Genomic DNA, 25,262 nt, shown 5'->3' on the forward strand with positions numbered 1-25,262 from the left:
TCACTCAGCCGCCGTATGGCATCTCACCGCTGCGTGGGGAGAAGCTGCGGTTTCCAAACGACCTTCCGCCATGTGTAAAACCCGATCAAACAGCGGCAGCAGCCTCTGGTTATGGGTAACGGTAATCAGTGTCTTACGGTGTTCCCGACAGTGCGCCAATAACGTAGCTATCACCTTACCCGCGGTGTCTTCATCCAGATTCGCCGTCGGCTCATCCAGCACCAGTACCGGGCAATCGCTGTACATGGCGCGCGCTAACAACAGGCGCTGACGCTGCCCCAACGACAAGCCGGCGTGACTTTCCCGCACCAGCGCATTCACCCCTCCCGGTAACTTCGCCACCGCGTCGGCCAGACCCAGTCCGTGCAGCGCCTTTTCGACCCTCTCCCGTTGCCCCGGCACCGGCGACGCAAACAACGTAATATTCTGTAATACCGAGGCATTGAACAAAATATCCTCCTGGCTTTGCAGGAAAAACAACCCCTGAGCCGCACCGCCGTCGATCGTTTGGCCGTCCAATTCCAGCACGCCATGTTGAGGCACCAGCAGACAGGCCATGACCTTAAGCAGGGTACTCTTGCCGGCACCGGAACCGCCGGTAATGGCGATGCACTGCCCCCGTGTCAGGGACAGTGACAGATCCCGCAAAATCGGTTGGCCGGCATCGTAAGCAAACGTCACCGAGCGGTAGCACAAGCGAGCGTTGAAGCCAGACGCCCGGCCGCCGCGTTGCCCGGCAGCAGAAGGCAAAGCGGGGAACAGATCCCGCGCGCGTTCGTCAATCACATGCAGTTGGTTTTTATGCAAGACGGAGAAAAAGATCTTGCTGGTATAAGAAGTGAAAATTTCACGGATGAAACTGTAGGCAAAGAATGCCCCCAGACTGAGCTCGCCGTTCCTCAATAATGGCAACGCCAGCAGCATGAAAAACACCATCTCCAGGCTGGCGATCAACTGGTAAACGCTACCCTTCACCTGCTCATAGATTTTTTGTTGTTGCAGGCAGTTAAACAACGAGAGAGCGTGGGCGGCGAAGCCCTGCTGCCGCTGGCCGGTAAGGCCGGCAGATTTGATGGTTGAAAACCCCTGGATGGTCTCCAGAATAAAGTCATTTTGCGCAGCGCCTTTCGCCTGCAACTGCTGGGTATAGTAGCGATCCTGATAAATGGCCCATACGCTGACGGCCCCCATCAGGAACATGCCGATCACCGGCACCAGGGCCAGCATCGGGCTCAGATAACACATCGCCACCAAGGCTATCGCACCGATAATCCAGTCGGTGCGCAGGCTGTTATCCAACTCTATTTTTTGCCCGGCGGCCATTTGCCAACTGGTAAAACGGCTGAAGATCTCACCCGGCGCACGTTTATTGAAGAAATTCAGCGAATTATCAAGCAAACGGGAAAAGCCGGCTGCACTGTGCAGCAAAACGAAGTGCTTGATAAAGCGTTCGGTAATCATGCGAACGGCCAGCGCCAGAGCGGTCGAAACGACAAATGCCAACAGGTAATAGAAGTAAGGAAAACCCGCTTCCCCCGCAGTCGAGAATACCTGGTTAATCGCGCTGCCCACCATCACCGGCATAATGAATAACGTCAGCGAGATAAAGAATGTCATGGCTGCCAGGCGATAAATACCGGCAAGGGCGGCGGTATCTTTCATGCTCAGGCTGGCGAACGCGCGCCAACGCCCGTTGCGCTTCTTCCCTGCGGGCATAGGGGATGTAGAGGAACCTTCGCGATCCAACACCAGCGCATAGCCGCTAATTTCTGCTTTCAACGCGCCAAGCGGCAGCAGCTGCTGGCCGAACGCCGGGTTCATTACACAGACGTAGTTCCCTTTACGATAAGCCAACACGACATAATGGCCCGCGCCGTAGTGCAAAATCGCCGGCAAAGGCAGAGCGGCGAGATCTTGATGTTCAAATGCCACCGGATAAACCGGCAGCGCCAATTCGGACAGTATGGCGCACAAAGTCGCCAGCGAAGTGCCGTGCTGCGACGCCGGATAACGTGCCCGCAGCTCCGTCAAAGACGCCTCGATCCCTTGAGTTTCCGCCAGCATGGCGATACAGGCCAATCCGCATTCATTGATTTCGCTTTGAAAGACCGGCGTTGGAATAATGTGCTCCATGCTTTTTTACATCCCTGACTTATTCATTAATAAAAAACAATGAATGCGAATGCCATAACAGCCACTCATCCGCATGCCGAACCATTGTCCTTTCCACTATCCCTGGCAGGACATGACCGATATTTTCTGCAGCAACCGGTTCATCGATATGAATGCGGATCCCGCCGTCGTAAGAGAGTGAGTAAAACACCACCTGGGCCTGTAACGCGCGCGACAACCGGGCAATGCCGCTGTGCAAATGCCCCGGGCGATTGAACAAACGGCAGGCCAGCTTGGCCGAGAGATCCTTATTGCTGTTCAGCGTGTAATCCGGTGTGATATCCGGGAACAAAATAATATTGCGGCGATGTTCTGCGGCTTCCAACATCGCCTGCGCCAACTTGCCGGCAATCCGCCGCTGATCGTCGTGAATGGAACAAAGGTCAACATTCTGTTGCCACTTTGGAGCCTGTCGCAGATACTCCTGCGCCTCACCCGAGACAATCACCGTGGCCAGCCCCGGATACACCCCAGCCCCCACCAGCGTGGCCAACACGTCGGAAACCGTATGCATCGGCGCCAGAATCACCGGAACTCCAGACCGGTGCAAAGGCTCCACCACCCGGTTAAGCCGGGCGGAACACTGTGCTAATTGGTCCAAAAGCTCGGCGTTATGTGCGTAAACCGCGGCAAAATCCAACAACCGCCGCCGCTGCATCAACCAGGAAAAATCCAGTTCATCCATGCGCCCCAGCAAACTGCGATAATTCGCCATGGCCACCGCGCTCCGGTTGCGCTGCCCAGACGGCAACAATGCCCGGCAATGCAGCCGATGCCGGAGCCTCAAATAAAGGCGGTAATCCATACGCCGCAGCATGTCGCACACCAGCCGATCCCTGATACCGACAAGCTTTGTGGTATAGAGAACCATGCCGTCGAGGCCATTTTTCCATGCCAGATAGACCCATACGGAAAAGAAGCGCATCAGGGCTCCAGCGGCTTATCATGCTGTAAGAGAGACAGTAACTGCTCGCTGAAGGCCGGGAAGTCGCGATCCTGCACCGCCAGCCATTTCCTGTTGACGATAAAGCTCGGGGTAGCATTGACCTGGTAATAGCGGCTTACCGACGACATATACGCCAGCAATTCTTTCACCGGTGCAGAAGCACTGGCCCTATCGTATGCCGCTTCATCAATGCCGTTAGCCTTCAGCCAACCGACAAGGTGCTGCCTATCCGCCAAATTAATCTTTTCTTTTATGATTACCTGATAAGCGGCCGGACGATGCCGCGCTTCGATCCCCATGACCGTCAGCGTGGCAAACAGTGGCGCAAACGCCGCCATACCACTGTGATCGTCGTCATTGAGGTGCAGCCGTATCAAACGGGTCCCTGCGGGCAGATTTCTTTCCAACTCGGCGATATTGCTTTCATTTATCTCGCAATAATGGCAGGCGTAAGAAAACACTTCGACAATAGCATTAACCTCTGTTAATGGGCTGTCATTCACCTTCTCAGGCGCAATAGCTCTCACGCCCTCACTTTCGGGTTGATTAATAACGTAAACGTGGAAATATACCGAAGTCATAATGGTTGTAATGACAATAATAAAAAATGTATAACTAACGAATAACAACGGGCGTTTATACATGGGGCGCATCCTGCGAACGAACCAATATTCAAACCTGTCAGGTGAATATTTATTATGGAAATTCAATACCCTGAGGAACGGTAATATTATGCTATTGATAAAATGCCGGCAGGACCAAGGCGGGGTGGCGCAGAAACCACCCCGCTTGATAACCCTTAACCTAAATGCAGGCGTTCAGCCCATTTGGGTTAATTAGGCACGCTGGTACCACAGCTGGCCGAAGGCGCCGGACGGTAGGTTTTTTTCACTCCGCCGAATTTATCCGCGCAGGTGGTTACCAGGTTGCAGGTCCGGTTATTGCCGTTGCCCACCCACTCGAAATTTTTGGCACAGGAGAAAGTGCCGCCAACGATTTTTTCCGCTTCAGACAGATTGATCTTTTTCATTACAATATCCTTATTTATATTAAAATCAGAAATACACTACGCTATTGTTTTTCACCTCAGGCAAAAAACAATTCTGAAAAACCATTGCAGGGACAATTGACTAACGATGAAACCAAGTCGCAAAAATAATAGCCTTCTCAAACTGGCAGATCAATACAATTATTTACATTCAGCCATAGCGTTACTTTACCCACTAAGTCTTATTGATAAGATAACTCTATTAAAAAACAAATAAAAAATAAGAAAATAAGAAAATCCCAGTAATAATGGGAAGGTAACGGAAAGGATAATTCTTAAATGAGGCGCTATTTAAATAAGAAATAATCAGATCTGACCAGTTTAAAAAGCCGGTAAGCCGCGATGAAAAGATTGCTTCCTGACGTGCCGGATTTACACTGATGTATCAAACCGGTCTCTGCGATGACAGGATGCCAATGCTAGCCACACACGAATACGCCAATGACCTGATTCTGTTTGCCCTGATTGTTGACTGCGGCTCATTCAGCAAAGCCGCCGAAACCGCCGGCGTGACCAGCTCAGTGGTCAGCAAACGTATCGGTCGTTTGGAAAAGTCCCTCGGCGCGCGCTTGCTGTACCGCACTACCCGAAGTCTGACGCTCACGGAAAGCGGCCTGGCGCTCTACCAGCAGGCCAAAGACATCGGCATGAAAGTTCAGGATGCGCTATACGCCGTCAGTGAAAAAAGTGAAGAACTGACCGGCACTGTCCGTATGTCGGTGCCAACCATTTCCGGGGAACTGTTGCTCAGCGAAAGCGTGGCGGAGTTCTGCGCGCAACATCCAAACCTGAAGGTAGAAATGCGGCTGGAAAACCGCTTTGTCGATTTGGTCGAGGAAGGCGTAGATCTGGCGATCCGCACCGGTACCCTACCCGACTCCAGCCTTATCGCACGCCCAATTCTGGACTCCCGCTGGGTGATCGTCTGCTCGCCAGGCTATCTTGAGCGCCATCCTCAGCCCCGGTCGGCCGCTGATCTGCTCGAACATAATTGCCTGACGTATACCTATCAGGAAAGCGGTACCGATAACTGGCTAATGAAGCAACCGGGCGGCAGCGACATTTACGAATTGCAGGTCAACGGCAACCTGTCCGCCAATAACGCCCGCGCGATCCGCAAAGCGGTCATCGGCGGCTATGGCATTGCCATGGTGCCGCGCTGCATGGTGTACGAGGATTTGCAGGACGGTAAACTGGTGGAAATTTTAGCCGGCCATTGTGCAAAAGTATTAGGCGTTTACGCCGTCTATCCCTACACCCGCAATTTGCCGTTAAAAACCCGCCTGCTGATCGAACATATCATTACGTCCTACCAAAATATCAGCCACTTTTTTTGAATCGGTTCACATTATCGCCATGTAACTTTCACCGTCGGCAACAGGGATTAGATCACTTTCAGACATAAACTGTGGCAAATTCACGCCTAATGAATGCCTCTGCGCATTCCCGTAAAATATAACATACTGATTTAAAACATCTTTAATTAGAGATTTCATTACCCCAGCCCCCTTACTTCTTACCCTTGCCAAGCCTGCTCAAAAAACCGGCATAGAATCCCTTCACCTATTAGGCTTAGAATAAACACAGCATAATTATTAACACTTCCGCTACATTTTAGGCCGAGATTACCCCCGCACGCCGTAATCGGCGGCCTCCATCGCAGAGAGTAAAAACATGATTATTTCCGCGTCAACCGATTACCGGGCCGCTGCACAGGCCAAGCTCCCCCCTTTTCTGTTCCACTATATTGACGGCGGGGCTTACGCCGAACATACGCTACGGCGTAATACCGAGGATCTGGCTAACGTCGCCCTGCGCCAGCGCGTGCTGCGCAATATGTCGGATCTTAGTCTGGAAACCAGCCTGTTCGGCGAAAACCTGGCGATGCCGGTAATACTGGGGCCCGTCGGGTTAACCGGCATGTACGCCCGTCGCGGTGAAGTACAGGCCGCCCGAGCTGCGGCGCAGAAAGGCATTCCCTTCACCCTCTCCACCGTGTCGGTCTGCCCGATCGAAGAAGTGGCGCCGGCTATCGATCGGCCGATGTGGTTCCAGCTGTATGTCCTGAAGGACCGTGGCTTTATGCGTAACGCACTGGAGCGGGCCAAAGCCGCCGGAGTGAAAACGCTGGTGTTCACCGTCGATATGCCGGTGCCAGGCGCGCGCTACCGTGACGCCCATTCCGGTATGAGCGGCCCTAACGCCGCCCTGCGCCGCATGCTGCAGGCATTTACTCATCCGCAATGGGCCTGGGATGTTGGCCTGCGCGGCAAGCCGCACGATCTGGGCAACGTATCGGCCTATCGCGGCCAACCCACCAGCCTGGAGGATTACATTGGCTGGTTGGGGACGAACTTCGATCCCTCCATCTCCTGGAAGGATTTGGAATGGATCCGCGAATTCTGGGAGGGACCGATGATCATCAAAGGCATTCTCGATCCGGAAGACGCCAAAGATGCAGTGCGTTTCGGTGCCGATGGCATTATCGTTTCCAACCACGGCGGCCGCCAGTTGGACGGCGTGCTGTCGACCGCCCGCGCGCTGCCGGCGATCGCCGATGCGGTAAAAGGGGAGATTACCCTGCTGGCCGATTCCGGGATCCGCAGCGGTCTGGATGTAGTGCGCATGATCGCGCTGGGCGCCGACAGCGTGCTGCTGGGGCGCGCCTTCGTCTATGCACTGGCCGCCGCCGGCGGTGCCGGCGTCAGTAATCTGCTGGAACTGATCGACAAGGAGATGCGCGTCGCCATGACGCTCACCGGCGCGAAAACCATTGCGGAGATCGGCGCCGGCTCGCTGGTCGCCGGGCACTGAATCACGGCGGTGCCCCCTTAAGGATCAGCGCCGAAGCTCATCTTGTCGATGAACGCTACGTATTATCATGTCGTCACCGGCTTCATGGCGTAGCGATGCAGATCCTTATGCAGACTGACCATATACAACACGATCACCGCCGAGAACGGCAGGCCGCACAGCACTACGGCGGTCTGCATCGCACTGAAGCTGCCTGCATACAACAGGCCAATGCACACCACGGTGGTCACCGCGGCCCAGAAAATGCGCAGCCAGGCCGGCGCATCATCCTGCGCCGAGCCGCCCTGGCAAGACAGGTTGGCGATCATCAGCGTGCCGGAATCGACCGGCGTCAGGAAAAGCACAAAGCTGATCAACACGGTGAAACCGGCGGTGAGTTGGGTATAGGGCAGGTATTCGAACAGCTTGAACACCGCCATCGGCGGATCGCTCACCGCCACCTGGCCGAGGATCGCCTGCCCGCTTTCCAGCACCAGACTGATGGCGGTGTTACCGAAGATCGACAACCACGCCAGGGTAAAGCCCAGCGGGATCAGCAACACGCCGAAGATCAATTCACGGATAGTGCGCCCTTTGGAGATGCGCGCGATAAACAGGCCGACAAACGGCGCCCACGCCACCCACCAGGCCCAGTAGAACAGCGTCCAGGCGCCCTGCCACTGGCGCGCCTTGCCGTACAGGTACATGTCAAAGCTTCTGCTGACAATCGAGGTCAGATAGTCCCCCACGTTCTGCAACATGCCGTTGACCAGGTTTAGCGTCGGGCCGGCCAGAAACACGAACAGCAGCAGCAGGCACAAAAAACCGACGTTGATATTGGACAGTATCGCGATGCCCTTCTCGACGCCGGTTACCGCCGCCAGCGTGGCTACCACCATCATCACCACGATCAGTATCAACAGCACGCTGTTGCTTTGCGGAATATCGAACAGGTAAAACAGCCCGGAGTTAACCAGCAAGGCACCGATCCCCAGATTGGTCACCATCGAGATCACCGTGACCAAAATGCCGAAGCTGTCCACCAGATGACCAACGCCGCCGTGAATGCGCTCGCCGAAGATCGGATACAACGCCGAGCGCAACGCCAGCGGCAAGCCGCGGCAATAGGCGAAATACGCCAGCGCGGTGGCAATCAGCGCATACAGCGCCCAGCCATGCAGCCCCCAGTGCAGAAAAGTGAGCGCCATCGCCTGACGCGCGGCCTGCACGCTGCCACCGCTGCCTTCCGGCGGCGACAGGAAGTGATCCAGCGGCTCGTAAGCACCGTAATAAACCAGCGCAATGCCGATGCCCGATGAAAACAGCATCGCCACCCAAGAGGGATAACTGAACTGCGGTTGCTCGTCGTCCGGCCCAAGGCGGATCTGGCCGAAACGCGACAACGCCAGCCAAAAAACAAACGCCATACAGGCAACCATCAATAACATGTAGTACCAGCCGAACACATCGGCTACCCAGCTCTGAGCCAGGTTAAGCCACTGCTTGCTACCGGCCGGGAACAGCACAATCAAAACGCCAAGCAGCAGGATCACCGCCGCCGAGCTGAAAAATACCGGTGCATTTAACCTAATCGGTTGTTCACCGTGCGATGGGAGACTATTCACTGTCATTGGCAGGATTCCATGATGCAAAAGACAGACGATTTAAACGCAACCTTTAGTTAACATTTAATCGCCATTTATTTGACATTTTTGCAGCATATAGAGTATTGATTGACCGTTCAATCAATCAAATTAAAACTGTGATTTGCCTATCAGTCGGGGAAAAAATGTACCGTAAAGACATTCCGGAACAGCGTAAGGAGCAGTTGATTAATGCCGCCTTCGCGGCCATTAACGTCGTCGGCCTGGCCGGCATCACCCTGTCGCAGGTGGCAAAAGAAGCGGGGCTGTCTACCGGCATCGTCAGCCACTACTTTGGCGATAAAGAGGGATTGCTGAGCGCCACCATGCGCAAGATCTTGCGCGATCTGCGCGACGCGGTCGCCGAATGCCGCAGCCAGGCGGCCGCCGACAGCCAATCGCAGCTATTTGCCATTATTCAGGGTAACTTTCATCCCAGCCAAACCAATGCGATCTCGATGCGTGCCTGGCTTGATTTCTGGGCCGCCAGCATGCACCAGCCGCCGCTGCGCCGCCTGCAGCGCGCCAACGATCGTCGGCTTTATTCCAATATCTGCAGCCAGTTCCGCCGTGAACTGCCGCAACAACAGGCGCGCGATGCCGCTCGCGGGCTGGCGGCGATGATCGATGGGTTGTGGCTGCGTGGCAGCCTGTCCGGCGGCGAAGCGAATCTCAGCCAGGACTGTCGCATTGCCTGCGACTATGTAATTCGTATCCTGAACGAAGGTCAACCGGCGGCAAACCCTTCAGCAAAAGCGCCGCGCAAGTAGCTGCTGAACTCCGTTACCGCACGCGACACCTGCGGTGCATAGGGCCGTACTACGTGAAGACTGTCGGCAAAGGCGCCAATCGGGCGCCAGGCCGGCAGTACCTCAATCAACCGCCCGTCCGCCAGCGCCTGCTGCGCGCTGAAATCAGGTAGCAGAGCAATGCCCAGCCCTTCCGCCGCCGCATCGCGTATCGACTCGCTGTTGTTGGTGGCAAACGGTCCGCTGACCGGCACGCGGACCTGGCCCACTTTCCCCTCAGTCGAGTGCCTGGCGACAAAGCTCCAGCCCGGCTGCTCGCTCCCCCGCGGATAGTAAAGGCACTGATGCCGTTGCAGCTCGGCGGGAGATGACGGCATGCCGTGCCGTTTAATATAGTCCGCCGACGCCACCGCCAGCGTTTCCGTCGGGCACAGCCGCCAGGCGACGTGCGTATCCGGCAGGCTATCGCTATGACGGATCGCCAGATCGAAACCTTCGGTGGCCAACGATACCAGCCGGTCCGACACCTCAAGCTGCACCCGAACCTCCGGGTTGGCGCGCAAAAAGCCGGTAATACGCGGCACCAACTGCTGGCGGGCAAACGCCACCGGCGCCGTCACCCGGATCGAACCGCGCAGCGGCCCGCTGGAATCGCAAATGCCGGAGAAACTCTGTTTAATCTGCGCGAAAGGCTGACGCAGTTCCTCAACCAGCCTCAACCCGGCATCGGTCAGCCGAACGCTGCGGGTAGTTCGCTGCACCAGCGGCACCCCGGCCAGCATTTCGATCTCTTTTATTTTCTGACTCATGGCCGCTTTACTGACGTCCAGCCGCTCCGCCGCACGGGTGAAACTGCCCTGTTCGGCCAGTACGGTAAGCCAGTGCAAATGGGTCCACAGGGTTTCTATTTTTGGATTTTTCATCGCCAACTGTTCATTTATATAAACAATGAGTTCAAGTATAGCGCTTCTTCCCCCGCTGCGGCTTGGCTAAGATGAGTTATCGTAAGCGATGCAAAAACGCTGCCCTACGCATCTAAAATTTCATTAACTCACTGACAGGATTATACAAATGCCATTACTTATCTTCGAAGTCATTGAGGGCCGCAGCGAAGCCGAACTGAAAACCCTGCTCGATGCCGCCCACCGTGCCGTGCTCAGTGCCTTTGAGGTGCCGCAGCGCGATCGCTATCAGATTGTTCATGAAAACAAGGCTCACCATATGGTGATCGAAGACACCGGCCTTAACCTGACGCGCACCCGCGATCTGGTGGTGGTGCGAGTGATCACCAGCCCGCGCGCCGAAGAGCAGAAACAGCGGTTTTACGCCGATCTCAGCCGCGAGCTGAAAGAAAGCTGTGGAATTGAAAGCAGTGACCTGATGGTGTCTATCACCACCAACAGCAAGGGCGATTGGAGTTTTGGCAACGGCGTGGCACAGTATCTGACCGGTGAATTGTGATGCCTGCGGCTAACGCCCAGTTCGTTAGTGCCCGGACGTTAGCCAGCAAGATTATGACTCCTCGCTGTACTGGTTTTGCCACATCGCGGCGTAACGGCCATCGCTTTGCAACAGTTCCTCATGACGCCCACGCTCGACGATTTCTCCCGCCTCCAGCACGATGATTTCGTCGGCGTCCACCACCGTCGACAGACGGTGGGCAATCACCAGCGTGGTATGGTCGCGGCTCACCTCGCGCAGATGCGCCTGGATCTCGCGTTCGGTTTGGGTATCCAATGCGCTGGTGGCTTCGTCGAACACCAGGATCGCCGGGTTTTTAAGGATGGTACGGGCGATCGCCACCCGCTGCTTCTCCCCCCCGGACAGCTTGAGCCCACGCTCGCCCACCCGGGTTTCATAACCGTCAGGCAGGCCGACGATAAACTCGTGGATATGCGCCAGCTTAGCCGCCCGTTCGATCTCTTCGTTGCTGGATCCGGTTTTGCCGTAGCCGATGTTGTAGCGCAGGGTATCGTTAAACAGCACGGTATCTTGCGGCACAATGCCGATCGCCGCGCGCAGGCTAGCCTGTTTCAGATTGCGGATATCCTGGCCGTCAATAAGTACCGCCCCCCCGTTCACGTCATAGAAGCGAAACAGCAGCCGGGACAACGTAGATTTGCCGGCACCGGAAGCGCCGACCACCGCTACGGTGTTACCGGCCGGAATGGTGAAGCTGACGTCGTTCAAAATCGGTCGACGCGCATCATAGCCAAAGCTGACCGCCTCAAAGCGCACTTCGCCACGAGACAACCGAAGGGCCGCGGCGTCAGGACTATCGACGATTTCCTGCTCTTCCTGCAGCAAATCGAACAGGTTCTCCATATCGATCAGCGCTTGTCTGACTTCGGCATAAATAAAACCGAAGAAATTCAGCGGCTGATACAGCTGAAGCAGATAAGCATTCACCAACACAAAGTCACCGACCGTCATCCGCCCCTGCACAATGCCCTGCGCCGCCATCGCCATCATCACTATCAACCCGATGGAGATAATGGCGGTTTGCCCGAGGTTGATGGCGGTAAAACTGAACTGGTTTTTAATGGCGGCATATTCGTACAGCCGGCGCGACATATTGAAACGCTCGGCCTCGAACTCTTCATTGCCGAAGTACTTTACGGTTTCATAGTTCAGCAGGCTGTCGATGGATTTGCTGTTGGCATCGGCATTGGCCTTGTTGAGTTCACGCCGGAAACGGGTGCGCCAGCTGACCGCGATCACGGTAAACAGGATATAACCGCCGACGGTGGCCAGGATCGCCAGCGCGAACCAACCGTTCAGCATATGCCACATGATCACCGCGACCAGGGTGAGTTCGAACAAGATAGGGAAAATAGAGAACAGCAACCGTGAAAGCACCGTCGCCACCGCTTGGGTGCCGCGTTCGATCGACAGCGACAGCCCGCCAGTCTGGCGCTCCAGATGAAAGCGCAGGCTCAGCGCATGCAATTGCCTGAACACCCGCAGCCCCAGCAGGCGGGTGGCATTCTGGCTGAGATGAATGAACATCACGTTGCGCAGTTCTTCAAACAGCGTGGCGCCGACCCGCGCAACGCCGTAGGCGACGATCAGCCCCAGCGGAATGGCCAGCATTTTCGCAGTATCCGCGCTCAGTGCGTCGACCATCTCCTTATACGCCAGCGGCACCAGCGAAGTGCTGACCTTGGCGACCACCATGAAAATACAAGCTATAACCAGATACCACCGCAGTTTGGGGTTATTTTTCGGCCATAGGTAAGGCAGCAGGAAGGTTAATAAACGGGAGCGATCCATAAGGTAATATTTATCTTCTCAGTCAAAGTGACGACGTCGGCCAGTGATCCATTTTGGCACGTATGACGGCGAAACCCTTATGAAATCCGCTATCGCCGCCTTTTTTGATCGCTGGAGCAAGCCTCCATAGCTCAGAAATTTTGCCGCTTTCCTTCGCCCCATTTATTCTTAAAGTGCGATCTTTCAGGCTCGCCGTTAAAACTTGTTGTTGAGAAGTTACCGCCAAGTTAATATCCGAAAAAATTATTATAAAATGAATTATTGGCTATCGATCAATAATCAAAAGTATCTTTATTTCATCATCTTGTATTCAGTATCTGCCCTACCTTCGCCTACCCAGGCTTTAACACCCGTTGCGAGAAAATCACCATGAGCACTGCATTACCCAGCGAAAATTTGCGTTCGGACAACAATGGAACCGGTTTCAGAAGAAGAGATGTGTTGTTCGGCATGGCTTCCGTCCTCGTCGCCACCTCCCTGCTTGGCTATCCATTTCTGACCCAGGCTGAGCAGCAAACCGCAGCAGCCAACCCGCTTGTCTTTGCACGTTTCTTCACTCTGTCCCGGACTATTACCGAACATCAGGACATCGACCAGGGCATGTCGGCGCGAATATTCACCGCCTTGAGCGGCAGCATCCCCAATTTCTCGGCTCAGATTAAGCAGCTAAGCGCCTTGCTGCAGCCGGAGCAAAGTGCCAAACAGCTGCAAACGCTGGCAATCCAGGCCGGCCTGCAGGATCTGCTCACCGCCATTATCAGCGCCTGGTATACCGGCACCGTCGGGCATGGCCAGCAAGCTGTGCTGATCGCCTACAAGGATGCGCTGATGTACCGCCCCGCCAGCGATGCGCTGATTGTACCGACCTATTGCGGCAACGGCCCGCTGTGGTGGACCGCCGCTCCGCCGATGACCATGACACCCGTTCGCTGAGATTATCCTGATGAAAAAACCTGAATTTACCGCCAATGGCGACGCATCGGCCGACATCGTGATCGTCGGCTCCGGCATTGTCGGCGGCATCATGGCCGACCAACTGGTCAGCCTCGGCTATTCCGTCCTGGTGTTGGAGGCCGGCCTGCGCATCGATCGCGCCCAAGCGGTGGAAAACTGGCGCAACATGCCGTTCGATAACCGGGCGGGCTCAGATTTCCAGGGGCTGTATCCGCAATCTGAATACGCCACCGCACCGCTCTACTTCCCGGAAAACAACTACGTAGCCCTGAGTGGCCCCAGCGCCAGCAGCTTCAAACAGGGCTATCTGCGCACCGTCGGCGGTACCACCTGGCACTGGGCAGCATCTTGCTGGCGCCATTTGCCGAGCGATTTCCAGATGAAAACGCTGTACGGCGTCGGTCGCGACTGGCCAATTTCGTATAACGATCTCGAACCCTACTACTGCCGTGCGGAAGAGGAAATCGGTGTCGCAGGCCCCAACGATCCGGCGCAGCAATCGCCGGTGGAGCGCAGCAAACCTTATCCGATGGACATGGTGCCCTGGGCCTATGGCGACACCCGCTTCGCCGAAGTGGTCAACCCGCACGGCTACCGATCGGTGCCAATCCCGCAGGGACGCAGCATCCGCCCGTGGAAAGGCCGCCCGACCTGCTGCGGCAACAACAACTGCCAGCCGATTTGCCCCATTGGCGCCATGTATAACGGCATTCATCATGTCGAACGCGCGGAAATGAAAGGCGCAGTGGTGCTGGCAGAGTCGGTGGTCTACAAAATTGATACCGACGACCAGAATCGCGTTACCGCCGTGCACTGGTTGGATAATCAAAAACGCTCGCATAAAGCCAGCGCCAACGCCTTCGCGCTGGCCTGCAACGGTATCGAAACGCCGCGCTTGCTGCTGCTTGCCGCCAATAAACAGAACCCCAACGGCATCGCCAACTCTTCCGATCAGGTTGGGCGCAATATGATGGATCACTCCGGCTTTCACTGCACCTTCCTGGCTAAAGAGCCACTGTGGCTCGGCCGCGGCCCGGCGCAGAGCAGCTGCCTGGTGGGACCGCGCGACGGCGAGTTCCGTAAGGACTATTCTGCCAACAAGATGATACTTAATAATATCAATCAGATAGTTCCAGCAACGCAAAAAGCGCTGGCGCAGGGCCTGGTAGGTAAAGTGCTGGATGAAGAGATCCGCCGGCGCGCGGCCTATGGCGTTGATTTGTCGATTAGTCTGGAACCGTTACCAGACCCGAACAACCGCCTGACGCTGAGCGCCAACCGCAAGGACGCTCACGGCCTGCCGTGTCCCGATATTCATTACGACGTCGGCGATTACGTGCGCAAGGGCGCCGAAGCCGCACATAAACAGTTGGAGCATATTGGACGTCTGTTCGATGCCGATGAATTCAAAATCACCACCAACCTGAACGCCAATAATCACATCATGGGCGGCACCATTATGGGCAGCGATCCGCATGACTCGGTAGTAGACGGTAACTGCCGCACCCACGACCATGCCAACCTCTGGCTGCCGGGTGGCGGTGCCATTCCTTCAGCCAGCGTAGTCAACAGCACGCTAACCATGGCGGCGTTGGGCATCAAGGCCGCCGACGACATCGCCCAATCGCTGGCGGTAAAATCATGAAGATACAACTTGGATTTGCCCTGTTACTGGGGCTGAGCGGTGCCGCCCTGGCGACCGACGATGGCGCTGCGTTACTTAAACAGGGTGAGCAGCTTGCCGTAGCTTCGGACTGCCAGGCCTGCCACACCCAACCGGGCGGCGGCAAGCCCTTTGCCGGCGGTTACGGCATCAACTCGCCGATGGGCGTAATTTACTCCACCAATATCACCCCTTCGGCGCATGACGGCATAGGTGGTTACACGGAACAACAGTTCGCTCGTGCACTGCGCGATGGGGTGCGCGCCGATGGCAGCTATCTCTACCCGGCAATGCCCTATACCTCATACAGCAAATTGAGTGATGCGGACATCCACGCGCTCTACACCTACTTTATGCAGGGGGTGAAGCCGGTAGAGCAGAAGAATACGCCGACCGCACTGCCCTTCCCGTTCAATATGCGCTTCAGTATGGCCGGCTGGAACTTGCTGTTTCTGGATAAGAACCGCTTTCAGCCCAATGCCGAGAAAAGTGAGCAGTGGAACCGCGGCGCCTATCTGGTCAACGGCCCTGGACATTGCGATACCTGCCATACGCCACGCAACCTGCTGATGGCGGAAAACGCCGATAAGCCGCTGGCGGGGGGCATGGTGGGAAGTTGGTATGCACCGAACATCACGTCGGACACCGTCAGCGGCATCGGCGGCTGGAGCAATGAAGAACTGGTGCAATATCTCAAAACCGGGCGGGTCGCCGGGAAAAATCAGGCCGCTGGCGGCATGGCAGAGGCGGTGGAAAACAGCCTGCAATACCTGCCTGAACAGGATCTGATGGCCATTGCCGTCTACCTGAAAAGTACCGTACCGATCCGCGATGCTCAGGATAAGCAGGCGGCGGACCGCTTTGGCCAACCGCTGAACGTCGAACCGACGCTACGCGGCCTGCATCCGTCCAATGCCAATAATACCGTCAGCGACGGTGCGTCCTTATTCAGCGGCAACTGCGCCAGTTGCCACCAACCGGACGGCAGCGGCAGCAAAAACCAGGCCTACCCTTCGCTGTTCAACAATACCGCCACCGGTTCCGGCAACCCGGCCAACCTGATCTCCGCCATTTTGTTCGGCGTGCAGCGCAAAGCAGGCAGCGAGGACGTGCTGATGCCGAACTTTGGCCCGCAATCCTACGTCAATCCATTAACCGATCGGCAAATCGCCGCCATCAGCAATTATGTGCTGAAAAACTACGGCAACCCGGCGGTGACGGTAAGCGAGGAGGACGTGGCGATGCTGCGCACCGGAGGCCCGGTACCGCTGCTGGCGAAGCTGCAGCCTTATATGGCTCCGGCCATCGGGGTTGCGGTGGTGGTGCTGTTGGCATTGATCTGGCTATGTGGAAGGAAGCGGAAATAGCCCGCGATAGGGGCCCGCTCCCTGACGGAACGGGCCGTTATCTCCACGCTTAACAAGGTGGCGAAGCGCCTTGCGGCGGCAGATAGCGCTGCGGATCGAGCGCGGTGGCTCGATAGCGGATCTGGAAATGCAGGAACACGGAGTCGGTGCCGGTACTGCCCATGGTGCCAATCTTTTGCCCTGCCTTCACATCCTGGCCGTTGCGCACCAGCGTGGTGTCGTTATGCGCATAGGCAGTGATGAAATCTTCGCCGTGCTTAATCATGATCAGGTTGCCGTAGCCGCGCAGTTGATTGCCGACGTACACCACCTTGCCCTTGGCGGAAGCGAAGATCGGCTGGCCGCGCGCACCGGCGATATCGATGCCCTTATTGCCGCCGTCTGCGTTGGAATATTTCTGCACTATCTTGCCGCTGGTCGGCCAGCGCCAGCAGCGTGAAGCCCCAGGCGGCGGCGTCGATTTAGCCAACACCGCGCCGGACGAGGTATTTTTACGCCGGGTTGACGCCGTTTTGGTCGGGGCGCTGCCGCTCAGCCGCAGTTTTTGCCCGACTTCCAGCCCGTAGGGCGGGCGTATCTTGTTGATTCGTGCCAGTTCGCTGACTTCGCTGTCAGTGATCCAGGCGATGTAATACAGCGTATCGCCACGTTTAACGGTATAGGATTTGCCGCTGTAAGTGCCCTTCGGCAGTTTGTCGTAGTCGCGGTTATAGCTGTTTTTGCTCGAACAACCGGCCAACAGCAGGCTCAATGTCAGACACACTGCGGCGCGGCGCCACCACGCAAGTTTGCTTCCTGTGCTCAAATCCTGTCCTCAATCATATTTCCGGGCGCTGATACGCGTCAGGCGTCAATAGTAACATTTGCACCGGGGCAGTCAAAAAGCGCCAAAAGGACTATGCTAAACAAGTAGGGATTACTGAGCACCATACGACAAATGGAGTACTGTCATGTTAAATTTTGACCATAAAAATCTGCCCCTCCTGAGTGAAGAACGCCTCAAAAAGCAACGCACTGCCCTGCTGATTATTGCCTTCCTGCTCTTGGTGGGCGGTATTCTGTGCCTGATTAACCCCCTGGCATCCGGCACAGCGCTGAGCATTCTGGTCGGCGTCTTACTGTTGCTGAGCGGCGCGGCGTTGGTGACGGGCATGATAGCCAATCGGGCACAAAACACCTGGCCGATGATCGGCGGCCTATTACTGGGCGTGGCTTATTTGATTATCGGCTACCTGTTCATTACCCGTCCATTGGCCGGCATTCTGACGCTGGCGATATACCTCGCCATATTATTTGCGCTCGGTGGTATTGTGCGGTTAGTTGCCGGTTATAAGCTGCGTGAAGTCAGCGGCAGTTGGTTGCAGTTCGTCATTGGCTTCTTGGATCTGGTGATTGCCTGGATGCTGTTTAGCGCCGATCCGATGACATCGGTCATACTGGTGACCACCCTTGTAGGTATTGAAATGTTGTTCAGCGCCTTCAGCCTATTCAGGGTCACCAGGCAGCTAAAGCGCAATTAAGCGCATACGTGAAGGAGGGTTTATCACCCCGCCTTTTTCGCTCATTAGCCGCCCGGCCGCACAATTATGTCGATGTCCCGGTGGCAAGTGCCCTACCCTGAGTAAGGTTTCATGCAATGCAGGCTCAGCCATTCCCTCAGATGAAAGATTGAAATGAGATGATTACGCTATGGAATTCAAGGACTATTATGCCATTTTAGGGGTTAAGCCATCGGACGATCTCAAGGCTATCAAAACGGCCTATCGTCGTCTGGCGCGAAAATATCACCCCGACGTCAGCACCGAATCGAATGCCGAAGCGCAGTTCAAGGAAGTCGCGGAAGCCTATGAGGTGTTAAAAGACGATGAGCGTCGCGCCGAATACGATCAATTGGTGCAACATCGCAACGACCCTAATTTTGGCCGTCAAACGCAGCACGGCCACGCCAATAACGCCGAAGACTTTTCCGATATTTTTTCCTCGATGTTTGGCGAACATGCGCGTTCGCAACACCGACGCCAAAGCCGTGCCATGCGCGGGCAAGACATCGAGATGGAAGTGGCGGTTTTCCTTGAGGAAACTCTGGCCGAGCAAACCCGGACCATTCGCTATAGCCTGCCGATTTATAACGCTTTCGGCATGGTGGAACAGGAAGTTCCCAAAACCCTTAATGTGAAGATCCCCGTCGGCGTGGGCGATGGCGAACGCATTCGCCTGAAAGGCCAGGGGGCGCCGGGCGCTGAGGGCGGCGCCAACGGTGACCTCTATCTGATCATCCGCATTGCGCCGCACCCGCTGTTCGACATCGTCGGCCATAATCTGGAGATCGTCTTGCCGGTATCACCATGGGAAGCTGCTCTGGGTGCCAAGGTGCCGGTTCCGACCCTGAAAGACCCTATTCTGCTGACCATTCCAGCCGGTAGTCAGACCGGCCAGCGGCTGCGTATCAAGGGGAAAGGCCTGGTCGGCAAGAAAGAAACCGGGGATTTATATGCGGTGATTAAGGTCGTGATGCCACCGAAGCCGGACGAAAAAAATGCTGCGTTGTGGCAACAACTGGCGGAGGCGCAACCCGCTTTTGACCCACGCAAAGAGTGGAGTAAGCAAAATGGCTAACGTAAAAGTAACTTTAACCATTACCGAATTTTGCCTGCATACCGGTGTTTCAGAGGATGAGTTAACGGAAATCGTAGGCCTGGGGGTGATCGAACCGCGTAACCCGACGGCTGCAGACTGGGTATTTGACGATCATGCGCTGACCATTTTTCACCGCGCTCAACAGTTGCATCGTGAATTGGCGCTGGACTGGCCCGGTATCGCGGTCACCTTGACGCTGCTGGAGGAAATTGAGCACTTACGTAAAGAAAACAGCCAATTGCACCAACAACTTGCACGATTCGTCACCAGACCCTGATACCGGGGGAACAGCCCGTTGCTACTGCAGCGGGCTACGTCAGGCCCGGATAGCGGTTTCTGAGGCAACATAAATCGACAGCCGGCCTTCTACGGACAAGATCATATTTTGGTTTTTGGGTTAGCTAATGAAACGCTAATATTACCCAAGCATCGGCCCTGCCATTTAAAAAAAACTCCGACATAATACCCCCCCTCCCAAAAAAGGTAAGCCGATAAAAATAAATGTTCAGCGCGGTTTTAAAGAGATCTCGTATAAACACTGTGAATAAAAACATGTTATTAAAAACATGTCATTAAAAACAGTATTGACACCCTTTTAAAAACCCGTAGATTGGTCATCAGCAGCAGCAAAATGGTAGCTAGCTGTTATTACCAAAAGTGTTAATTAAGTTGATTTAAATTTATTTTGCGATAAAGGCCACGAAGTGTTTTTTGTATGGGCATCAATGCCGAGTAAAAGCCAGACCCTCGCTTGATGACGCTTTAAGGCCACGTAGTCAGTATCTACAATCGCAGGGTGCGGACCAAAACGCGATGATGTAATGCCATGATTCAATTGTTTTTTGTTTGCGATTGGTTTTCAAGACAGTCTAGAAAACAGTGCAACAAGATCGCAATGGAAGTGAGGCTACGCATCAAGAGTCTATATCGCGAGGGGAGATGTACTTGTTTAAAATGCCATACCTTGGAATATTCATTCAGGTTGGCGGATAATGTGAACTGGTAAATATAGGGGAGGTTTTAGTTAGTATTATCACCCAATATTATCTGTGATAAACGTGTACATTTAAAAGTAGTACCTTAGCAGTAAGAAATATTAAGTTCATTAATGTTAAATCTGAAGTCAATAGTACCATAAAAGCCCTGACTGCAACGGTCAGGGCTTTTATCTTTTATGCGTCAACCACATTGCGGGGAAAAATGCCGGCTCCACACTCCAAATTCTCGGACAATCATCACACTACGTCAGAAGTGTGACAGCCTACCCACGACATTAATAAAATTAATCCTTGCTTAATAAATCAAACCAAGCCTACTATGACGTCATCGGTTTGGAACACAGACCTTATGAAAGCAGTTTTAGTAAAGCAGTCCTCAGTCCAAGCGTTATCTCTAGATACCCCTTCTTCATGAGCCTCCTCCTAAGTGCCCCATAAGTAAAATTCTGCAAAACAGGCCATGTTCGCCACGATGAGTGGCTCAAAAATGAAAAAGGATGTATCTATGTCTACTAAAATGACTGGTTTAGTAAAATGGTTTAACGCAGATAAAGGCTTCGGTTTTATCACTCCACAAGATGGCAGCAAAGATGTATTCGTACATTTCTCCGCTATCCAGAGCAGCGATTTTAAAACCTTAGACGAAGGTCAGAAAGTGGAGTTCTCTGTTGAGAGCGGCGCTAAAGGCCCTTCTGCTGTAAACGTTATCGCGCTTTAATCGCCGATAATCTCGCTAAAACTTACAATCGCGATGAAGGCAACGGCCTGAGCAGTTAAGTATTAGCGATCCAAAACCCGCTTATGGCGGGTTTTTGCATTTCTGTAATGTCGAAAATGCTTCGAAACCAATAAAATGGAACGCGGTGCTTCAGTCACCCGCTGAAAAACGAATCAAAAACCAAAAGTGCAAAGCCAGTCATCGCAGTAAACAACAGACCAATCCCCCACCATAAGTTCACCTGCATTCCTGTCAGATTGATAATGCTTTATGTTCATTCCAATATGCTGCAGAAACCTGTGGGCAAACCGGCAGCGCAGAGGTTGGCGGGCGTAAAAGCGGGTGCTGGCCACGCTGGCACAGGAAGGAAAATGCCATTCATCTTTAGATTCCAACCAAGAAACGGCAAAAGATAATAACGCAACAAAACCCTATTAAACCCCTTGTTTTTGTTGGTATTTCATAAATACCCCTCTCATATTCCATTGAGATTTTTACCCAAAAATACGCATTAAATTTAATAACATTAAGATTCATCTTAAAGTATACCCGCAGGAATTTAAGGATGTTAATTTCCAGGGAATGTGATTGAAAAGAAAGGATGTCAGACCCGATTATCACGTTGAATATGGCGAAGAATGGAAGCCGGAAAAAACCTCTAAATGGTTTTGGGTCCTGTTGATCGCAATCATCGGTTTTTTGGTCGCCATTTCATAAAGCTGACCGGCAGGTAAACGTGTGCTGCAAGGATTGGCCCAGGCAGGGAACCTTCCCTTGGGCGATCGTGCCACCACGGCGATGCCCTCGGCACGGAACAGGCGGGAGGCCCCGTCCAAGCTCCTCTCGTGCCGCTCTGCCGTTTGACTGGCTGGATATCTCATCAGTAGACCTCGATTGAATTGTGCTTGATGCCCGGCATCGCTTGATGATTTTTATGACACCCATCATAATTAAAATCCGATATCGCAACCATAATACTTGATGTCAAATGAGCGTGCCGGCCGTTTAGCCACGTCATCATGCTATGGCAGCAACGTAGGGAAGAATGTATGGCCGCAATCCTTGTAGGGATAGGACCCCGAACGGCAGATGTCACTCGCACTCTCCTCGTCGCCCGTGGCTCTTCCCCGGGCGGTGGCACGCCCGTCAACCTTCTGCAGCACTTCATGGCCATTTGGGATGAGTGCGTGGGGATCCTGCTGGATCGTCCCCTTACGGGCAAGATCGTCGCGCTTTTCGCCGGGCTGGCTGCCATCGGCATGCTATCCGCGAACATCATCCTCTCTGCCTTTCCGGATATAGACCAGGAGTTGGGCGTGAGCGCACACGAACTCGGATTGACGCTGGCAAGCTTCTTTATCATCTTCGCCCTGGCTGGGGATGCATTATTGTTCTTAGGCACCGCACCTCCAAACCTGTGGTGGTATGCCCTGCCGATGACGGCCTTCCTGTGCGGCATGGGTCTCACCAATCCCCTGTGCACGGAAATCGCCATGAGGCCATTTGGTCAGGAAGCCGGTTTGGCTTCGGCACCTCCCAACCCACTCAACACTGCGATCACGATGAGATCGCGCCTCAACTCTTTAACACGCAAGGAGTAACCGACATGCAGATCAAAGACAGCATTGCCCTGGTCACAGGTGCCAACCGCGGGCTGGGCAAGGCGTTCGTCCAGGCACTTCTGGCGGCCGGCGCAGCCAAGGTGTACGCCGCAGCGCGTGACCCTTCCACCATCGAAGTTTTGCCAAACGTAGTGCCGCTCAAGCTCGACGTTACTCGCCCGGAAGACATCGCTGCAGCCGTCCAAAATGCACCCGATCTCACACTCCTGATCAACAATGCAGGCATCAGTGGCCTGAGCGGTCAAGCGCAAGACAGCATCAGCCTGGACACGCTTCGTCATGAATTCGAGACCAATGCGGTCGGCCCGCTGGCCACCAGCCTGGCCTTCGCACCGATTCTGGCCGCCAACGGGGGCGGTGCCATCGTCAACATGCACTCGGCCCTGAGCTGGATCAATCTTCCGAACACGGTGACGTACTCGGCAAGCAAAGCGGCAGCATGGTCATTGACCAACGGCCTGCGCCTGCGTCTAGCCGCCCAGGGAACGCTGGTGGTAGGTGTACACGTCGCGTTCGTTGACACAGACATGACCCGTGGTCTGGAGGGCGTGCAGAAAGCTGCCCCTCACGAGGTCGTCCAGCGCATTCTCGATGGTGTGCTCAACGAGCAGCCCGAGGTGCTGGCCGACGGAACCAGCGAACAAATCAAGCAAAACCTGAGCAACGGCATCTATCTGCAGCCGATTACACAGGGCTAAGACTTTGGCGGCCGGCTCACAGTAGCTGGCCGCACCATGGCAACTAGCGTGTGCTATAGACGCGAATGGAGTAAGAATTAATGAGCAAAAACGATAATCGTCCCGTGCTGGTGACCGGAGCGGCAGGAGCTGTCGGCGGTATCGGTCGCACAGTGACCGAGACGCTGCTCGCCAGAGGACTGAAGGTACGCGCCTTGGTTCGGCGCGAAGATACCCGCTCTGCCGCTTTACGTCAGCTCGGCGCTGAGGTGGTGGTAGGCGACCTGACCGATCTCACGTCGATGCATCGTGCTATCGAAGGTGTCGCACGAATCTACTTTGGCATGTCGGTGTCGCCGGCTTATCTGGAGGCCACGGTCAATACGGCTGCGGTGGCGCGACATCACGGTGTCGAGGCCTTCGTGAACATGTCACAGATGACGATTTCACAGATGAGTATCACTGAAACAACCGACAGTCCTCAGCACAAGCTGCACTGGTTGGCCGAGCAAGCGCTCACATGGTCGGGGCTGCCTGTCGTAACGCTGCGTCCGACCGTGTTCATGGAGGGTTTTTTTCTGCGTTTTGCCGCAGCCAATGTCCGGGAAAATAACACGTTGCTGCTTCCACTAGGTCAGAGTCGAACCTCACCCATCTGCGCCGCAGATGTAGCCGATGCCGTTTCGACTATTCTGGTTGATCCTGCACCTCATATCGGCAAGGTCTATAACCTCACCGGCCCGCAGTCCACCGATCTGGAGCACTATGCCCGGATATTCTCTGACGCGCTCGGCCGCCCCATCGCCTATCGGGATGTGCCGGTCGCAACCTGGGCGGACAAATTACGCGATGCCGGCGTACCCACGCACGTCGTCGACCACCTATCTGTCATGGCACGGCTACATCAACAGGGGCGATACGACCGTGAAACAGATGAACTGCCCATTCTGACCGGTAAGCCTGCGACGACAATGGCTGATTTCGTCCGACGCCACGCAGCGGACTATGCGCCACAGACAAACGACCTATGAAAAAATCCGCTCACGAGCATCGACTCCCTTAATCCTTTGTGTGGATATGGGTGATCGACACAGGGCACCAAGGGCCGCTCAGGTATTCAAGCCTACGAAAACCAGTGCCATATAGAACGTAGGCTGCAGGCCAGGCGTCACGATGGCTAAAATACTTCACGCACGCTCGTCATCGCGAGGGCCGATTGTGCGGTTTTGTTTTAGCCAGCCAAACAGCGCCTCAATGATGCTCCGCTACAGATACGATGGCCGATCAGATAGTCGAGCCTGGCTGGACTTGGGTGTGCGCGGCAGCGTATTTAGCGGAAACACCAATTGCGTTCGGTAACGGTCGCATTAGTGACGCAGGTGTTCTGCCTCATTGGCTTTGTTAGCCAATAACCTGCACGTCCGCGCAGGCTTACCAGGAATCCGTACTTCATCCAGCAGCGGCCGGGTCGGTGCCCGTCAAAAATGCTGAACCGCACGAAGCGATTATCTTTCGAGGCTAGAACATCGTATTTGGATTGGCAGACTTTCCGGGAACATCCTGGATCACATCCCAATGCTCAACGATTTGGCCGTCCTTGACGCGAAAGATGTCCAGCACAGCTCGGCCCAGATCATCCTTGCCATTGGTCGAATGCACATGTAGCCAAACCAAATCGCCGTCGGCCGCACTGCGCACGATGCGGGCGCGCGACTGAGGGTTGCTCTTGAAGAAGCCAGTGAAGTAATCGACGAGTGGCGCCTTGCCATCCGGCACACCGGGATTGTGCTGACGGTAGTCATCGGCAACGACCTTCGCCGCTTGCACAATATCATGGCGATTAAAGAAACGGTCGTAGAAGGTCAGCACCAGTTGGCGATTGGCCTCCTCGATGGAGGTGTCACGGGCTTGGATAGCAGGCTCCGCCGTTGCGCTCCCCGCCAGTACCAAGCTGACCATAAGAATGAGGCGTTTCAGATACAGCGTCATCGAACCCTCCCCG

The 25,262-nt window shown here is 54.9% G+C and carries 22 protein-coding genes and 1 pseudogene; 14 read left to right on the top strand and 9 right to left on the bottom strand.

Translation table 11 applies throughout. From position 1 onward, the window contains the following. The 4 genes from ACUTSW_RS11940 to ACUTSW_RS11955 all read right to left on the bottom strand — a co-directional run bounded on the left by ACUTSW_RS11940 (position 1) and on the right by ACUTSW_RS11955 (position 4,148). Positions 1-2,133, bottom strand: a complete 2,133-nt coding sequence (locus tag ACUTSW_RS11940; RefSeq protein ID WP_445584504.1) for a peptidase domain-containing ABC transporter — start codon at positions 2,131-2,133, stop codon at positions 1-3. Between the two features lie 19 nt (positions 2,134-2,152). Continuing rightward, the gene (locus tag ACUTSW_RS11945; RefSeq protein WP_445584505.1) at positions 2,153-3,097 is read right to left on the bottom strand and encodes an ABC transporter; all 945 of its coding nucleotides are present in this window, start codon (positions 3,095-3,097) and stop codon (positions 2,153-2,155) included. Next, positions 3,097-3,762: a DsbA family protein gene (locus ACUTSW_RS11950; RefSeq protein WP_445584506.1), complete on the bottom strand. Its 666-nt coding sequence runs from the start codon at positions 3,760-3,762 to the stop codon at positions 3,097-3,099. The genes ACUTSW_RS11945 and ACUTSW_RS11950 overlap by 1 nt, the downstream gene beginning before the upstream one ends. 188 nt (positions 3,763-3,950) lie before the next feature. Continuing rightward, positions 3,951-4,148 carry a DUF4762 family protein gene (locus ACUTSW_RS11955; RefSeq protein ID WP_006327659.1) on the bottom strand — a complete coding sequence of 66 codons (198 nt, stop codon included), beginning with the start codon at positions 4,146-4,148 and terminating at the stop codon, positions 3,951-3,953. Positions 4,149-4,582: 434 nt separating this feature from the next. Here ACUTSW_RS11955 and ACUTSW_RS11960 point away from each other — a divergent pair, with 434 nt between their 5' ends. Then, on the top strand, positions 4,583-5,503 hold the full coding sequence (locus ACUTSW_RS11960; RefSeq protein WP_445584507.1) for a LysR family transcriptional regulator: 921 nt from the start codon (positions 4,583-4,585) through the stop codon (positions 5,501-5,503). A gap of 337 nt (positions 5,504-5,840) precedes the next feature. Next, entirely contained in the window at positions 5,841-6,980 is a 1,140-nt protein-coding gene (lldD, locus tag ACUTSW_RS11965; protein ID WP_445584508.1) for an FMN-dependent L-lactate dehydrogenase LldD, read from the top strand. A gap of 65 nt (positions 6,981-7,045) precedes the next feature. On the opposite strand, the gene ACUTSW_RS11970 is transcribed toward lldD, so the two are convergent. Next, positions 7,046-8,590: a BCCT family transporter gene (locus ACUTSW_RS11970; protein ID WP_445584509.1), complete on the bottom strand. Its 1,545-nt coding sequence runs from the start codon at positions 8,588-8,590 to the stop codon at positions 7,046-7,048. A gap of 158 nt (positions 8,591-8,748) precedes the next feature. Between ACUTSW_RS11970 and betI the strand changes: the two genes are divergently transcribed. Next, the gene (betI, locus tag ACUTSW_RS11975; RefSeq protein ID WP_445584510.1) at positions 8,749-9,372 is read left to right on the top strand and encodes a transcriptional regulator BetI; all 624 of its coding nucleotides are present in this window, start codon (positions 8,749-8,751) and stop codon (positions 9,370-9,372) included. Here betI and ACUTSW_RS11980 read toward each other — a convergent pair. Continuing rightward, the gene (locus ACUTSW_RS11980) at positions 9,330-10,274 is read right to left on the bottom strand and encodes a LysR family transcriptional regulator (protein ID WP_445584511.1); all 945 of its coding nucleotides are present in this window, start codon (positions 10,272-10,274) and stop codon (positions 9,330-9,332) included. The genes betI and ACUTSW_RS11980 overlap by 43 nt on opposite strands. 148 nt (positions 10,275-10,422) lie before the next feature. Here ACUTSW_RS11980 and ACUTSW_RS11985 point away from each other — a divergent pair, with 148 nt between their 5' ends. Further along, positions 10,423-10,812 (top strand): tautomerase family protein, encoded by a 390-nt coding sequence (locus tag ACUTSW_RS11985; protein WP_004952346.1) that lies wholly within the window; start codon positions 10,423-10,425, stop codon positions 10,810-10,812. Between the two features lie 51 nt (positions 10,813-10,863). On the opposite strand, the gene ACUTSW_RS11990 is transcribed toward ACUTSW_RS11985, so the two are convergent. Continuing rightward, positions 10,864-12,624: an ABCB family ABC transporter ATP-binding protein/permease gene (locus ACUTSW_RS11990; protein WP_062868427.1), complete on the bottom strand. Its 1,761-nt coding sequence runs from the start codon at positions 12,622-12,624 to the stop codon at positions 10,864-10,866. 369 nt (positions 12,625-12,993) lie between these two features. Here ACUTSW_RS11990 and ACUTSW_RS11995 point away from each other — a divergent pair, with 369 nt between their 5' ends. From ACUTSW_RS11995 to ACUTSW_RS12005, 3 genes are read left to right on the top strand one after another with little or no spacing between them, the layout of a single operon-like run. Then, complete coding sequence (locus tag ACUTSW_RS11995; protein ID WP_062868429.1) at positions 12,994-13,557, top strand: sorbitol dehydrogenase family protein; 564 nt, start codon at positions 12,994-12,996, stop codon at positions 13,555-13,557. Positions 13,558-13,567: 10 nt separating this feature from the next. Then, the gene (locus ACUTSW_RS12000; RefSeq protein WP_445584512.1) at positions 13,568-15,223 is read left to right on the top strand and encodes a GMC family oxidoreductase; all 1,656 of its coding nucleotides are present in this window, start codon (positions 13,568-13,570) and stop codon (positions 15,221-15,223) included. Continuing rightward, positions 15,220-16,608 (top strand): c-type cytochrome, encoded by a 1,389-nt coding sequence (locus ACUTSW_RS12005; protein ID WP_445584513.1) that lies wholly within the window; start codon positions 15,220-15,222, stop codon positions 16,606-16,608. Before ACUTSW_RS12000 ends, ACUTSW_RS12005 begins: the two co-directional genes overlap by 4 nt. Before the next feature lie 49 nt (positions 16,609-16,657). Here the strand turns inward: ACUTSW_RS12005 and actS are convergent, their stop codons facing one another. Further along, positions 16,658-17,413 (bottom strand): amidase activator ActS, encoded by a 756-nt coding sequence (gene actS / locus ACUTSW_RS12010; protein ID WP_445584514.1) that lies wholly within the window; start codon positions 17,411-17,413, stop codon positions 16,658-16,660. Between the two features lie 145 nt (positions 17,414-17,558). On the opposite strand from actS, the gene ACUTSW_RS12015 reads away from it, so the two are divergent. The 7 genes and pseudogenes from ACUTSW_RS12015 (at position 17,559) to ACUTSW_RS12045 (ending at position 24,291) form a co-directional block, all read left to right on the top strand. Continuing rightward, complete coding sequence (locus ACUTSW_RS12015; RefSeq protein ID WP_445584515.1) at positions 17,559-18,128, top strand: HdeD family acid-resistance protein; 570 nt, start codon at positions 17,559-17,561, stop codon at positions 18,126-18,128. 169 nt (positions 18,129-18,297) lie between these two features. Beyond that, positions 18,298-19,224 carry a curved DNA-binding protein gene (gene cbpA, locus ACUTSW_RS12020; protein ID WP_004952366.1) on the top strand — a complete coding sequence of 309 codons (927 nt, stop codon included), beginning with the start codon at positions 18,298-18,300 and terminating at the stop codon, positions 19,222-19,224. Beyond that, positions 19,217-19,522, top strand: coding sequence for a chaperone modulator CbpM (cbpM, locus tag ACUTSW_RS12025; protein ID WP_006327698.1), 306 nt, complete (start codon positions 19,217-19,219; stop codon positions 19,520-19,522). The genes cbpA and cbpM overlap by 8 nt, the downstream gene beginning before the upstream one ends. Positions 19,523-20,748: 1,226 nt before the next feature. Then, positions 20,749-20,961, top strand: a complete 213-nt coding sequence (gene cspE / locus ACUTSW_RS12030) for a transcription antiterminator/RNA stability regulator CspE (RefSeq protein WP_004952373.1) — start codon at positions 20,749-20,751, stop codon at positions 20,959-20,961. Between the two features lie 1,166 nt (positions 20,962-22,127). Further along, positions 22,128-22,337, top strand: a pseudogene (locus ACUTSW_RS12035) (hypothetical protein); the annotation flags it as partial. Between the two features lie 230 nt (positions 22,338-22,567). Then, positions 22,568-23,281, top strand: coding sequence for an SDR family oxidoreductase (locus ACUTSW_RS12040; protein WP_445584516.1), 714 nt, complete (start codon positions 22,568-22,570; stop codon positions 23,279-23,281). Positions 23,282-23,361: 80 nt separating this feature from the next. Continuing rightward, on the top strand, positions 23,362-24,291 hold the full coding sequence (locus tag ACUTSW_RS12045) for an SDR family NAD(P)-dependent oxidoreductase (RefSeq protein WP_445584517.1): 930 nt from the start codon (positions 23,362-23,364) through the stop codon (positions 24,289-24,291). 487 nt (positions 24,292-24,778) lie between these two features. On the opposite strand, the gene ACUTSW_RS12050 is transcribed toward ACUTSW_RS12045, so the two are convergent. Next, positions 24,779-25,249: a nuclear transport factor 2 family protein gene (locus ACUTSW_RS12050; RefSeq protein WP_445584518.1), complete on the bottom strand. Its 471-nt coding sequence runs from the start codon at positions 25,247-25,249 to the stop codon at positions 24,779-24,781. Between the last annotated feature and the right edge of the window lie 13 nt (positions 25,250-25,262).

Source organism: Serratia sp. TSA_198.1, assembly GCF_052686505.1.

Coding starts and splice junctions, on each gene's coding strand:
- ACUTSW_RS11940 (WP_445584504.1), bottom strand. CDS start 2,133: ATGGAGCACATTATTCCAACGCCGGTCTTTCAAAGCGAAATCAATGAA.
- ACUTSW_RS11945 (WP_445584505.1), bottom strand. CDS start 3,097: ATGCGCTTCTTTTCCGTATGGGTCTATCTGGCATGGAAAAATGGCCTC.
- ACUTSW_RS11950 (WP_445584506.1), bottom strand. CDS start 3,762: ATGTATAAACGCCCGTTGTTATTCGTTAGTTATACATTTTTTATTATT.
- ACUTSW_RS11955 (WP_006327659.1), bottom strand. CDS start 4,148: ATGAAAAAGATCAATCTGTCTGAAGCGGAAAAAATCGTTGGCGGCACT.
- ACUTSW_RS11960 (WP_445584507.1), top strand. CDS start 4,583: ATGCTAGCCACACACGAATACGCCAATGACCTGATTCTGTTTGCCCTG.
- lldD (WP_445584508.1), top strand. CDS start 5,841: ATGATTATTTCCGCGTCAACCGATTACCGGGCCGCTGCACAGGCCAAG.
- ACUTSW_RS11970 (WP_445584509.1), bottom strand. CDS start 8,590: ATGACAGTGAATAGTCTCCCATCGCACGGTGAACAACCGATTAGGTTA.
- betI (WP_445584510.1), top strand. CDS start 8,749: ATGTACCGTAAAGACATTCCGGAACAGCGTAAGGAGCAGTTGATTAAT.
- ACUTSW_RS11980 (WP_445584511.1), bottom strand. CDS start 10,274: ATGAAAAATCCAAAAATAGAAACCCTGTGGACCCATTTGCACTGGCTT.
- ACUTSW_RS11985 (WP_004952346.1), top strand. CDS start 10,423: ATGCCATTACTTATCTTCGAAGTCATTGAGGGCCGCAGCGAAGCCGAA.
- ACUTSW_RS11990 (WP_062868427.1), bottom strand. CDS start 12,624: ATGGATCGCTCCCGTTTATTAACCTTCCTGCTGCCTTACCTATGGCCG.
- ACUTSW_RS11995 (WP_062868429.1), top strand. CDS start 12,994: ATGAGCACTGCATTACCCAGCGAAAATTTGCGTTCGGACAACAATGGA.
- ACUTSW_RS12000 (WP_445584512.1), top strand. CDS start 13,568: ATGAAAAAACCTGAATTTACCGCCAATGGCGACGCATCGGCCGACATC.
- ACUTSW_RS12005 (WP_445584513.1), top strand. CDS start 15,220: ATGAAGATACAACTTGGATTTGCCCTGTTACTGGGGCTGAGCGGTGCC.
- ACUTSW_RS12015 (WP_445584515.1), top strand. CDS start 17,559: ATGTTAAATTTTGACCATAAAAATCTGCCCCTCCTGAGTGAAGAACGC.
- cbpA (WP_004952366.1), top strand. CDS start 18,298: ATGGAATTCAAGGACTATTATGCCATTTTAGGGGTTAAGCCATCGGAC.
- cbpM (WP_006327698.1), top strand. CDS start 19,217: ATGGCTAACGTAAAAGTAACTTTAACCATTACCGAATTTTGCCTGCAT.
- cspE (WP_004952373.1), top strand. CDS start 20,749: ATGTCTACTAAAATGACTGGTTTAGTAAAATGGTTTAACGCAGATAAA.
- ACUTSW_RS12040 (WP_445584516.1), top strand. CDS start 22,568: ATGCAGATCAAAGACAGCATTGCCCTGGTCACAGGTGCCAACCGCGGG.
- ACUTSW_RS12045 (WP_445584517.1), top strand. CDS start 23,362: ATGAGCAAAAACGATAATCGTCCCGTGCTGGTGACCGGAGCGGCAGGA.
- ACUTSW_RS12050 (WP_445584518.1), bottom strand. CDS start 25,249: ATGACGCTGTATCTGAAACGCCTCATTCTTATGGTCAGCTTGGTACTG.